The sequence below is a fragment of the Oceanobacillus sp. FSL W7-1304 genome (assembly GCF_037969805.1).
GTDB lineage: Bacteria > Bacillota > Bacilli > Bacillales > Amphibacillaceae > Oceanobacillus > Oceanobacillus profundus.
Map to the genome: position 1 here is coordinate 1,263,856 of NZ_CP150211.1, position 12,643 is coordinate 1,276,498.

The window sequence follows — 12,643 nt, forward strand, 5'->3', positions numbered from 1 at the left end:
ATATGAACCCAATAAATGAAATGTGTTGCCCAGCCAAACAGGGTAGTAAATAACAAAAGCGCAAGCGCCCGTTTAGCGACGTACGGACTGCGCCCCGTACTTTGGGGTGGTTCGACTTGTCGAACATTCCTACGCAGGAGATAAAGGAAACACGGCGACCGTAGGAAGTCGATGTTGACTTATCGTACGGAGGTGAGGGAAGTCTCGCTAGTCGTTGGGCGCTGGAGCTGGACGTGGCTGTTCCGGTAACTAAGTTATCCACAGCATTCAAATTTTATAGTTTCCCATGCAATAAAAAAACAACCTCTCCCAACCGGAAGAAGTTATTTTAGTAACTATATTAAGTAGCTCATAAACGTCGTGGCCATTCCAAAGTAAATTAGAATAGAAATAATATCATTAATTGTTGTAATAAATGGACCCGAAGCTACTGCTGGGTCAATATTAAATTTATGCATAATCATTGGTATCAAGGAACCCGCAAGTGTTGCAACAAGTAATGAAGCTAAAATTGAAACACCAACTAACAAACCTAAGTAAAGATTACCTTGCCATAGATAAATAACGATTGTTATAAGAATACCACATACAGTCCCTGTAATTAATCCAGTAACGGCCTCACGTAAAATTAATTTCATCTTACCTTCTTTATCGTAATCACCAGTAGCGATACCACGCACCGCTACGGCTAGTGCTTGTGTTCCTGTGTTACCAGCCATCCCAGCAATTAACGGTATAAAGATCGCTAGCACTGCCACCTCATTTAATGTTTCCTCGAACCTGCCAATTAAGCTAGCTGTAAAAAGTCCTAAAAACAATAGAATGACAAGCCACGGCAAGCGTCGTTTAGCTGAGGTCAATGCTGTGTCATCCCGTTTATCCGTATCGGACATCGCAGCAAGTCGAGAATAGTCCTCACTTGCTTCTTCTTCCATAACGTCCAAAATATCATCGACCGTAATAATACCTAATAAATGATACTGAAAGTCAACAACTGGCAGCGCAAGAAAATCATAGTCTCGAAACATTAGTGCTACCTCTTCCTGATCTTTCGCAACAGAAACTGCCACAACACTCCCACTCATTATTTCCTCTATTCGTGTATCCTCATCTGCGACAATCAAATCTCGAATTGAAAGAACACCTACTAAGCGTTTGGAATCATCAAGGACGAATAAATAGTAAATCGTTTCTGCATCTGGAGCTTCCTTTTTCAAAAGCTGCATCGTTTCTTTTACCGTCTCATTTTGGTAGATGGCGACATATTCTGTCGTCATAATACTACCGGCAGTTTTTTCCTCATAATGCAGCAATTGTTTTATTTCTTCCGCTGCTTCCTTTTCCATAATCGTTAAAAAACTAGCAACTTCTTCTTTGTCTAATTCATTCAACACATCCACTGCATCATCTGCAGGCATTTTCGAAAATACCATTGCAGCATAGCGAGGATCCATCTCAATAAAAAGGGCTGTTACATCTTCAAGCTCTATATTAATCATTACTTCTGCAATTTCTTCAGGAGATAAATAGGAATAAATGTTCATTCGGTTCGTTTTATCTTGCTCCTGGAAAAACATTGCTTGATCATATGGATGCATATCAAGAAATTTCGTACGAAAACCTTCTATCTGTTCATCTAGCAGGAGGCTTTGCACTTCTTGAAATCGTTCTCTCACTTTTTCCTCATATCGTTCCTCGTGTCTATCCGGTTTCGTGCTCATCTTACCACTTCCTTTCCCAAACGAAGCAACAATCATTCTTATATTAATTCCCTAGATGGAGATAAATAAAACAATGCCGCTTCTTTTGTATTCAAAATAAAACCAATATAATGTACACTGGATACCATTACACTTTTAAAGGTTGTTCAAAAAGTCCGGTAAAAATGGCACATTGAATTTCTTCGTTTACTTGCTTTTAGAACACGCACTTTTATAAAAATCTTTGAACGTACTTCGTTAGTATATGAAGCCAGCCTGAAATAATCTTACCTTTTTTGAATGGAGTGTTTTCCTTGAAAATTGATATTATCGGCGATATACATGGCTGTATCGATGAACTGCATAAGCTTTTTAATACATTAGACTATGAATATAAAGGAGATATTTATGTTCATCCGCATAAACGAACCCCAGTATTTCTAGGAGATATTACCGATCGCGGGCCTAACTCTATAGCCGTTATCCAACTTGTTTATCAAATGGTTGTAAAACATAAAAAAGCACTTTATGTTCCAGGTAATCATTGCAATAAATTGTATCGTTATTTCCTAGGCAATAATGTTCAACGAAAACACGGTTTAGAAACGACAGTGGCTGAATATGAATCCATGCCAACAAGAGAACAGAAATTGGTCCAAAAGCAATTTCTTACGTTGTATGAGCAAGCTCCTCTTTATTTACAGCTACCGGAACTAAACGTTATCATCGCCCATGCAGGGATTAAAGAAAGTCTGATTGGTCGTACAGATAAAAAAGTAAAAACCTTCGTACTCTATGGCGATATTAGCGGAGAGTTTGACAGTAGTGGACGACCGATTCGAAGAGATTGGGCAAAAGACTATCACGGAAATAATTGGATTGTTTACGGACATACACCCGTGAAGAATCCACGAATCCAGAATAAAACAATCAATATTGACACTGGATGTGTATTTGGCAACCGATTAACAGCATTTCGCCTACCTGAAGAAAAAATAATCTCTGTTCCATCCCGACAACCATTATTAGAAGATAAATTCACTGATTTCACATAAGGTTGTTAATTCAATAGTTTTTGCAGATCTTCTGGAAGCTTCGATTGAACCTTTATATTCTCTCTTGTTATTGGGTGTTCGAAGGATAGCTCATTACAATGCAATGCTTGTCTATTGAGGATTTGTAATGAGCCACCATACAAATCATCTCCCACTAACGGATGACCACAGTGGGAGAAATGGACACGAATTTGATGTGTTCGTCCCGTCTCCAGCTCAATTTCAACCATGGTTCTGTTCTCAATTTCAGAGCGTTTTTTATAGTGTGTAATGGCTGGTTTCCCACTTTCATGAATAGTACGTTCTATTATAGAATCAGGTTTACGCGCAATCGGAGCATCAATAGTTCCTTTCTCCGCCTCTAAAATCCCTTCCACAAACGCGATATATGTACGTTTTACTTTATTCGATTGCTGCGCTTTTGCCAGCAATGAGTGGCTATATCTATCCTTGGCAACAAGCACAAGACCAGAAGTATCGCGATCCAACCGTGTCACAACATGTACAGTAAACATACGGTTATTTCTCCTGTAATATCCAATTAGCCCATTTGCCATCGTACCTGACGGATGGTTTTTAGACGGCATCGTTGCCATACCAGCCGGTTTATCAATAACGATTACAGCTTGGTCTTCGTAGGCAATATTTAAATTGATATTTTCAGGTTGAAGATTATCGCTTACCTTTTCAGCTGGAAAATGAATTTCTAGCACATCCCCTTCCGCCAGAACATAGCGAACCGTTCTCTCCAAGTCATTTACAAGGAGCTTCCCCTCTTGCTTTATCGCAATAATAATTCTCCTTGAAAAACCATGGATACCTTGCAAATACTCACGAATAGTTAATCCTGCGTATTTTTTTTCAATTACCCAATTCATTTTATAAAATCCTCACTATCTATTATCATCATCCGCCACAAAGGAATCCCGTACCCTATTCCAAAACGGAAATTGTTTAAAACGCGCAAAGCGGATTCTTTCATTCGCCACACGGCATTGAATTGATTTCACATTCGTGTATGTTTTTATAAAATGATCGATTTGAATTAAAAAACTGCTGTCCCTCATTGGTTTTAAGAAGCACGTATGATGCTTTGGCAACACCAATGGCGAACCGATTGTACGAAACACGCGGTTATTTATTGATGCATTTTCCGTTATTTGTATCGCTTCAAGTGACGGATGTAAAATTGCTCCGCCAAGCGCTTTATTATACGCAGTGCTTCCAGAAGGAGTAGAAATACAAATCCCATCCCCGCGGAATGTTTCAAAATGCTCTCCCTTGATCTCCACATCAAAAACGACTGAAGAACCGTCAGCAGTTTTAATCATCGCTTCATTAAGTGCCAAAAAACGATCTTCCTTTTCCCCTGTTTTCCCACGAATAATTACTTCGAGCAATGGATATTCTACTGTTTGAAACGGTGTTTTGGCAATTTCAATAATTAGCTTTTCCACTTCAGACGGAACCCAATCCGTGTAAAATCCTAAATGCCCTGTATGGAGACCAATAAACGCAGTTGTTTCAAGCCGATGATTATATCGATGGAATGCCTCCAGAAAAGTACCGTCTCCCCCAACCGATATAACGAGATCTGGCTCGACTTTATCATATTCTAAATCAAATTCTGACAAATATTGCTTCATCGTTGCTTTAATCTTATTAGAACGCTCATCACCTTTTGAAACAATTTTAAACTTCATCCACTCTCTCCCCTTATTACTTATATTACAGTCCCTTTCATAAACGGTCGAGGCGCAGTAGTTTGCACGTTGCTAACTGGTCGCCCCGAGTCTTTACACTTTACTTACGGTGGAATATTCGTTGCGCTTCCTGAATTTCGCTTTTTATCTTCGACATTTCTTCATCTAATTTAAATGCTGCTTCTGCTGCTCTTTGTAGCCTTGACTCTACCTCTTCTGGTAATTTGCCTTCATATTTATAATTTAAGGAATGCTCATTTGTTGCCCAAAAGTTCATGGCGAGCGTCCTAATTTGAATTTCTGCTAGGTGCAGCTTCGTGCCATGGATTGTCTCAACCGGATATTCAATAATCATATGATACGAGCGGTAGCCACTTGTTTTCTTATTCGCAATATAATCCTTCTCTTCAACTATCGTAAAATCAGTCCTCGTATGAAGCATATCTACAATTGTATAAATATCATCAACAAATTGACAAACAACACGAACACCAGCAATATCTTGGATTTCGGTATCAATTTCATCTAGTGAAACTCCGCGTATTTCTGCTTTTTCCATAATACTATGTACCGGTTTTACCCGACCAGTTACAAATTCTATTGGAGAATGGCTTGATTCGAGTTCAAATTGTGCGCGCATTCCTCTTAATTTTACTTTTAGCTCTTCAACAATTTGCTTATATGGAGCAAGGATTACTTCCCATTTCATTGTTATCACCCTTACCGTTCATCTCAGGTTCATAACAGCCTTCAACATATAAAAAAGCATCTCGAATTGCCAGCTTGACAATAAAGTATTACCTTGTCAATGTTTGAATAACTATTATGAATCAACCCTATTTTAACACATCAGACGAAAATGGCTAATCTTTGCATACATGCTCATCTTTCGCCATAATTAATAATAACCTATTTTCAAGTTGGGGGACATAGATTATGACACAAGAAATAGAAATTGAATTTAAAAACTTATTAGAAAAGGAGGAGTATGATCAATTACTAAATAGCATCCCTTTTCCATCAGAAGGAAAACTGCAAATAAACCATTACTTTGAGACAAAGGAATTCTCGCTTAAAGAATTAGGATGCGCTATACGAATAAGGGAAAAAGATGGGAAATATACATTAACTCTAAAAGAACCGCACCCTGATGGTTTACTTGAGACTCATGACTTACTCACCAAACAAGAAGCATTAAATTGGATGAATGGAACAATTATCCCGAAAGTCAATACATCAAAACAACTACTGAAGAAAAACATACAACCTGAAAAGCTAACCTATTATGGCAGTCTTTCCACATTGAGGCGAGAAGTCCCATATCAAGATGTATTGCTTGTACTTGATTACAGCACGTACAACCATAAAACAGATTATGAATTAGAGCTAGAGGCGCCTACAAAGGCAGATGGATTACGTATATTTCATCAATTGCTCGAAGAAAATAAGATAGAGCAACGCACAACACCAAATAAAATCGAACGGTTTTTCCACTCGTTGGAAAAATAGGTAATACAATCTAGTCAAAATCAGATTTGTTGCTCATTTCGGCATCCGTTGCTACAATATATACAAACATCCAAGGAGATAATTATGGAACAGATTGTACATGGTACTATTTATGAGGCCATTGGCGGATTCGATACAATAGACAAACTAGTTAATGCCTTTTATAAGCGAGTAGGAAAGCATCCAAAACTTATACCAATTTTTCCAGAAGACCTAACAGAAACTGCAAGAAAGCAGAGTCTTTTTTTAACACAATTTTTCGGAGGTCCGAGGAATTACGAAGCAGAACGCGGCCATCCAATGATGCGAAGACGTCACTTACCATTTGAAATAACTCCTTCCAGACGAGATGCTTGGCTAGATTGTATGGCAGAAGCGTTAGATGAAATAGAAATCGAGGAACCATACCGCACGGCTATATTTGAGAAATTGACCCTGACTGCAAACCACATGATGAACACGCCTGAATAAGAGAAAGGAGAATTCGATGTGAGTTGGAACCAAACTGAGCTTACAAGCTCAAATCACACAAACACATCGGCCAACTATAGCTATGTTGATATTGTACAAAAACCGATAGAAATTTTTGTATTTATTGATCCGCTGTGTGCGGAATGCTGGTCCCTAGAACCTTATCTAAAAAAATTGTCCGTTGAATATGGACGTTTTTTCACCATACGTCAAATTGTAAGTGGCCAACTAAGAGCACTGAATACCGATTCTTTTGATAAACCAAGAAAGTTAAAAGATATGTGGGAAAGAACAGCAAAACGTACTGGTATGAGCTGTGATGGAGATTTATGGATTGAAAACCCAGTTTCTTATCCTTGGATTGCATCACTTGCAATAAAAGCGGCAGAGCTTCAAGGTAAAAAAGCAGGAATGGTGTTTCTGCGAAAACTGCAAGAGAATCTTTTCTTAAAGAAGCAGAACATATCAGATGGAGACGTACTCCTTCAATGTGCGAAAGAAGCTAAGTTAGACGTTGAAGAATTTGAGAGAGATCTGTTCTCGGGCTCCGCAAAAAAAGCATACCAATGTGATTTGAAGTTAACACGTGAAATGGAAGTAGATTATATTCCAACAATTGTATTCTTTAATCAAGTTGTTGAAGAGGAAGGTATTAAAATTTCCGGTCTTTATCCATATGAAATTTATGAGCTTGTATTAAAAGAAATGCTGCAACGAACACCCATACCTTCCGTAAAGCCACCTCTAGAAACTTTCTTAGAATATTATGAGGTTGTAGGCACGAAGGAAATTTCGGTTGTTTACGATTGGTCACTTGCCAAAACAGAAAAAGAAATGAAAAAACTACAATTTCAGCAAGTTGTCGAAAAAATCCCAGCAAAATATGGATCCTTTTGGAAATATATTTTTTAGTTTTTCAGCCTTACACAGAGGCTTTTTTTTTGCCATTAAACTATAGGAATAAATGCACTACAATTTATCGTATTTCGCAGTAGGCTTCAGAATAAATTTATGGTCGTTTACTAGAAAAATTAAATGAAGGCAAAAAAATAAAGGATATACGGGGCAGCGTATATCCTTATTCCTACTTTGTATTTATACAAAGGGGGATGGGAGAAAGTTTCATGATCAAACAAAAGGGGTATTTGTTTGTACTTAACTTACAATCTTATAATAACAAGAAGTAATTTGATTTTCAACCTATATGTGCACATATTCACAAAATGTTCACTTCTATACGAGCACTTCTAATCATATAGTGTAATGAGCCGATTGATGATGTCACTGGAGGGATTGAGATGCGAAGAATTTATCGGTTTTATCCTATTTTATTTATCACTTTAACTGTTTTTGCCTTTTTCTTAAATTTATTGGGCTTAATGAAGCTCATTCCACTTTTTATCACATTGCCATTATTTTTCTTATCCATCTACGTAACGCTTCATTCCTTAACCCAGCGAAATGTATATCGGCGGTTTAGGTAAAGGGGAATCAGCGATTTGCTGATTCCCCTTTCTTATTTGTGCATGCCTTATCCTAATAACATGCGTTCCATTTCATTCAATTTTTCCTCAAACACATCAAGTGCATCTAAAATCGGTTGTTTTGAAGTCATATCAACCCCAGCTTTTTTCAACACTTCGATTGGATAATCACTACTTCCAGCTTTCAGGAAATCAAGATAACGATCAACTGCACCTTCTTTTCCTTCTAATATGTTATTCGCAAGTGCCGTCGCAGCAGAATATCCTGTTGCATACTGGTATACATAATAGTTGTAATAGAAATGTGGAATTCTTGCCCATTCCAGTCCGATTGCTTCATCAGAAACAACTGCTTCTCCATAATATTTTTTGTTTAGATCATAATAGATTTCGGTTAGCTTATCCGCAGTAAGTGCTTCTCCGTCTTTTGCTCTTACATGGATCTCATGCTCGAATTCAGCGAACATCGTTTGACGGAATACCGTTCCGCGGAAGCCTTCTAAGAAATGATTTAAAATATATAGCTTTTGTTTTTCATCTTCTAAATTATTTAATAAATAATCATTTAACAATGCTTCATTTGTCGTAGATGCAACCTCAGCTACAAAAATGGAGTAATCTCCATAGCGGAAAGGCTGGGTTTTTCTTGTATAGTAGCTATGAACAGAATGACCTAGCTCATGTGCTAATGTAAACGTATTGTTCACATCATCTTGCCAGTTCATCAATATATATGGATTTGTCGCATATGATCCAGAAGAATATGCTCCGCTTCGTTTTCCTTTATTCTCTTCTACATCGATCCAGCGATTTTCAAAAGCTTCTTTTAGAATTTCTCCATATTCACTCCCGAGTGGAGATAACCCTTTAAACATAAAATCTTTAGCCTCTTCATAGGAAACCTTCATTTCAACTTCTTTGACCAAAGGTGTGTACAAATCGTACATATGCAATTCATCAAGCTTTAATACTTTTTTACGCAGCTCTGTATAACGGTGCAATAATGGAAGCTTTTCATTAACAGCCTCGACTAAATTATCATAAACTTGTTCAGGTATATTATTGTTATCCAGTGCAGCCTGTCTTGCAGATTCATAATTTCGAACTTTGGCAGAGAAATTATGGGTTTTCACTGCTCCACTAAGTGTTGAAGCAAATGTATTTTTAAAATTACCATACGTGTCATATACCTTAGTGAACGCATCTTCTCGAACACGACGATCCTTTGATTCTAAAAATGTAGAGTATCTTCCATGTGTAAGATCAACCTCTTCCCCATTCTCGTTGATAATTGAAGGAAAGGTTAAATCAGCGTTATTAAGCATACCAAATGTCTGCGAAGAGCTTGATAAAGGCTCGGATGCTTCGGCAAGCAACGCCTCTTCTTTCTCGCTTAATGCGTGTGGACGCCCGCGGTTAATTTCATCCAATACTTTTTTATAAAAATTTAGTTCTTCTTTTTCTTCAAGAAATTGCTTAATTTTAGCCTCATCCATTTGAAGCACTTCTGGAACAATATAACTCATTACACTTGATGCTTGAGTTAGCACCATATCCGCTTGAGCATTTAAGCCTTGATAAAAGGAATTGGTTGTATCCTGATCATATCGCATATGCGAATATGTATATAATTTTCCAAGGCGCTCAAAAAGTTCATCCTGTAGTTTCAACAAATCATATAAGGCATCTGGAGACTCTGATAATTTCCCTTTATATGCTTCTGCTTTTGGAATATCATTTTGCAATTTTTTTAATTCTTCCTGCCACAATTCATCAGTGGCAAAGATATCCTCTAATCTCCATGTAGATTCAACTGGTATGTCACTGCGTTTTGGTAATTCCTTTGTGGTTTTTGCCATGAATAAATTCCTCCCTTATTCTTTCTTTACTATTTCTAGATTTCCTAGATAAAATCCTTCCATCTATACTTTAGTATAACGAACTATTCCCAATTCATGCTCGTATTATGTTTGATTTTTGCCTAAATAATTCCTTTACAAGCTGCTCATCTCCTTGTACTGCTTGCTCAATATGATGATAAAAGGAAATTGGCTGGCGTTTTTTATACATACCGCTAGAGACTTTCTCAATCACTTGAAGCTGCTCGAGCAAGCTAAGGTACTCTTGAACTGGATTACTTTGCGAAGGGATTAATGGAAACTGTTTTGATTTGTATAGCTGCCGGAAGAAAAGACCTTGACATTCAGCATTAGAAAAAACACCTTCAACGGGAAGTGGATCAATAATCTCCAGGCAGACTTTACTCTGCCAATTCCATAGCGGGATTTTCATTCGATATTGCGAGGTTATTGGGAGATGGACAATTGATGGGAGGTTTTCAAGATGCAGTCCTTTGGAGTAGAGCCATCTACGCCAATTCAATTCACTTCCATAAGGTTTTATTCCTTGCGTCTGACGAAATTTAAACTTTTCTTTCTGCCATAAATATTGTAGTTCTGCATTTGTAAAAAATTCAAATTGAAACAGGTCTGAAAATTTATGTTTATTTAGTGGTGAAATACGGATTTTACCAATGGCTTGTGTGCTTTTGGTAATGAAAATATCTTGTAAGATTGCAAGTTGAGAGGTGTATGGGCAAAAGTAGTATAGGACAGGTGGCAATCGTGGGTTATATTGGTGCAGTAATTGTTTCGTAAACTGATCAATTCGAAAGCTATTCGCTTGATAACGTGTAAACAGGGTCGCTCCGGCAATCCATATTGGAATAATGCCACTTGATCGATATCCATGAGTACGTTTCCTTATTATTTCTCCTGAAATTCTAGCACATTGATACTCAATAGCAATTCGTCTGTTGTTCCATGTTATGAATATATCGGGACGTTGTTGAATTTCAGGAAGATATACTTCTAATTCCACCTTCATATCGTGGCGTTTCAACCATTGATATAGCAATAGTTTTCCTTGTTCATGATACATCCCCTCTCCACCTTCATAGGACGGACAATCTACAGTAGATTTATGAGCAAAATGAGCAATTATTTTAACACCAACCTTCATAATTACTTGTTTACCACAAACAGGACAATAAAATAGTATGCCAGTGTTTTTCAATGCCAGTATGCTTTCTCGATTCATGGATGCAAGCGTGACGGATCTACCATCGGCTGTTTTAGCTTGCAGCATTACATCACCTCCATCGAACTATATATTCGACAGTGAATGACAAAATCCTGCTTCTATTGGGATATAATTAAAGGTCTCTCCAATTTATATTTACGTTTTTTTTAAATCAACTTTAAAAAAACGAATAGTATCCAATTAGTTTGGTTGGCTACTATTCGTTACATACGCTCATTATTTATTTCAATTTAAACTTCGCTTCTGCACCTTTGGAAATATCTTCACCATCTATATTGCGCATCGGTCCGATTTCCATTTCAAATGATTTATCTTTCCAAATTTTTTCATACTGTTCTTGATCCAGAAGAAAAACTTGTAGCAGTTCATCGCTATCGTTAGCAGGAATAACATCACCATATCCATACGGCAATAACATTCCTTCATTTAATGTCCACTGTTTACCATCGTTTAAGTATAAATTAGAAGATATAGAGCTTTTGGAAATATCTTCATCATATCCATTATCGATAGTAAATCTAACTGTTAATAATACTACTTCATCAGACTGAAAACGCGGCGCTTCATCTGCATTTGGAACAAAGTTTGTGAATTGATAGCCTTCTAATGTCACACTTGCTTGGTCTACATCTTCACTCTTTCCAATTCCTTCTTCACTTTCTAACATCTCTTTGTCACCCATATTATCAGCAGTTGCTTTATCTTCGTAGAAGCCCTGGCTTGCGGTTTGTTCTTCCTTTTCAGCATTTTCCGCATCAAGAGGGAAGGAGAATCTACCTTCCGAACCAAAAGTAGTAGAAAAATCATCTTTATCTGTTTGAGGTTTTGGAACTCCAACATCAACCGCACCAACCTCTAATACGTTAACCAGACGATCTTCTCCAATAGGATATGCATAGTAACCTGTAAGTTCCTGCCCCGCTTCTAATAAGTATTCATTGTTAGGTGAAAGCAGCGTTGGTAATTGTTCTTCTTCAGGCAAAAGGTATCGATGATTATTTAAATCCTTATCCGCACCAACATAGGTCATATAAAGACTTGGCATATAATGTACATTTTCATCTGTATCATTTTTCACTGTGTATTGTGCGATAATGACCGCTCCATTATTTTGGTCATCAAATGGGATAGCGAAATCTCTATGAAAATCCGTTAATTCAACCAATGTATAAGCATCTAATGTTAATGATATCCCTTCCATATCATGCGATTGTGAATTATTATTTTCATATAGTACGTTTGCTATACCCTGTGTTTCCTCTTCCATATATGTAATCAATTCACTGAAACTGCCTTCCTTATTCGTATCTGCAGGCTCTTCTTCGTTTTCCTCTATTTTTTCCTCTTCTGCTTGATCTGGCTCTTCTTCTGTCTCATCTCCCATCACTTCTTCCTCTGGTTCTTCTGCACTAGCTTCTGATCCTTCATTTTCTTCATCTCCATTACCACATGCAGTTAGTACCATTGCTGATAAAAGTAATGTAATTAAAAATATAAGTCCTTTTCGATTCACGTGGTTATCCTCCTTCTTTACTAGACACAACTATTATATTACTATACCAAATCGAAAAGTCTATGAATATTGCAAAAATGATACATTATTCCTAGGTTATTAGAAC

General features: G+C 37.3%; 12 protein-coding genes. 5 read left to right on the forward strand and 7 right to left on the reverse strand.

Going from position 1 to position 12,643, the window contains the following annotated elements:
* Window positions 1–335: 335 nt before the first annotated feature.
* Window positions 336–1,721 (reverse strand): magnesium transporter, encoded by a 1,386-nt coding sequence (mgtE, locus tag NYE61_RS06330; RefSeq protein ID WP_095309527.1) that lies wholly within the window; start codon window positions 1,719–1,721, stop codon window positions 336–338.
* 293 nt (window positions 1,722–2,014) lie between these two features.
* Here mgtE and prpE point away from each other — a divergent pair, with 293 nt between their 5' ends.
* Window positions 2,015–2,755 (forward strand): bis(5'-nucleosyl)-tetraphosphatase PrpE, encoded by a 741-nt coding sequence (gene prpE, locus NYE61_RS06335; RefSeq protein WP_095309472.1) that lies wholly within the window; start codon window positions 2,015–2,017, stop codon window positions 2,753–2,755.
* 5 nt (window positions 2,756–2,760) lie between these two features.
* Here the strand turns inward: prpE and NYE61_RS06340 are convergent, their stop codons facing one another.
* The 3 genes from NYE61_RS06340 to NYE61_RS06350 form a co-directional block, all read right to left on the reverse strand.
* The gene (locus tag NYE61_RS06340) at window positions 2,761–3,633 is read right to left on the reverse strand and encodes an RluA family pseudouridine synthase (RefSeq protein WP_303447992.1); all 873 of its coding nucleotides are present in this window, start codon (window positions 3,631–3,633) and stop codon (window positions 2,761–2,763) included.
* 15 nt (window positions 3,634–3,648) lie between these two features.
* On the reverse strand, window positions 3,649–4,458 hold the full coding sequence (locus NYE61_RS06345; RefSeq protein ID WP_095309476.1) for an NAD kinase: 810 nt from the start codon (window positions 4,456–4,458) through the stop codon (window positions 3,649–3,651).
* A gap of 100 nt (window positions 4,459–4,558) precedes the next feature.
* Window positions 4,559–5,167: a GTP pyrophosphokinase family protein gene (locus NYE61_RS06350; protein WP_118888748.1), complete on the reverse strand. Its 609-nt coding sequence runs from the start codon at window positions 5,165–5,167 to the stop codon at window positions 4,559–4,561.
* A gap of 227 nt (window positions 5,168–5,394) precedes the next feature.
* Between NYE61_RS06350 and NYE61_RS06355 the strand changes: the two genes are divergently transcribed.
* The 4 genes from NYE61_RS06355 (at window position 5,395) to NYE61_RS06370 (ending at window position 7,922) form a co-directional block, all read left to right on the forward strand.
* Window positions 5,395–5,967: a CYTH domain-containing protein gene (locus tag NYE61_RS06355; protein ID WP_095309480.1), complete on the forward strand. Its 573-nt coding sequence runs from the start codon at window positions 5,395–5,397 to the stop codon at window positions 5,965–5,967.
* Window positions 5,968–6,051: 84 nt separating this feature from the next.
* The gene (locus NYE61_RS06360) at window positions 6,052–6,438 is read left to right on the forward strand and encodes a globin (protein WP_095309482.1); all 387 of its coding nucleotides are present in this window, start codon (window positions 6,052–6,054) and stop codon (window positions 6,436–6,438) included.
* Window positions 6,439–6,456: 18 nt separating this feature from the next.
* A complete protein-coding gene (locus NYE61_RS06365; protein ID WP_095309484.1) occupies window positions 6,457–7,350 on the forward strand; it encodes a ClpXP adapter SpxH family protein in 894 nt (297 codons plus the stop codon).
* A gap of 386 nt (window positions 7,351–7,736) precedes the next feature.
* Window positions 7,737–7,922: a hypothetical protein gene (locus NYE61_RS06370; protein ID WP_095309486.1), complete on the forward strand. Its 186-nt coding sequence runs from the start codon at window positions 7,737–7,739 to the stop codon at window positions 7,920–7,922.
* A 47-nt stretch (window positions 7,923–7,969) separates the two neighbouring features.
* On the opposite strand, the gene pepF is transcribed toward NYE61_RS06370, so the two are convergent.
* From pepF to NYE61_RS06385, 3 genes are all read right to left on the reverse strand, one after another.
* Window positions 7,970–9,781: an oligoendopeptidase F gene (gene pepF, locus NYE61_RS06375; RefSeq protein ID WP_095309488.1), complete on the reverse strand. Its 1,812-nt coding sequence runs from the start codon at window positions 9,779–9,781 to the stop codon at window positions 7,970–7,972.
* Between the two features lie 94 nt (window positions 9,782–9,875).
* On the reverse strand, window positions 9,876–11,069 hold the full coding sequence (locus tag NYE61_RS06380; protein ID WP_095309490.1) for a competence protein CoiA family protein: 1,194 nt from the start codon (window positions 11,067–11,069) through the stop codon (window positions 9,876–9,878).
* 175 nt (window positions 11,070–11,244) lie between these two features.
* Window positions 11,245–12,537, reverse strand: a complete 1,293-nt coding sequence (locus tag NYE61_RS06385; protein ID WP_303447994.1) for a DUF5068 domain-containing protein — start codon at window positions 12,535–12,537, stop codon at window positions 11,245–11,247.
* Window positions 12,538–12,643: the final 106 nt, after the last annotated feature.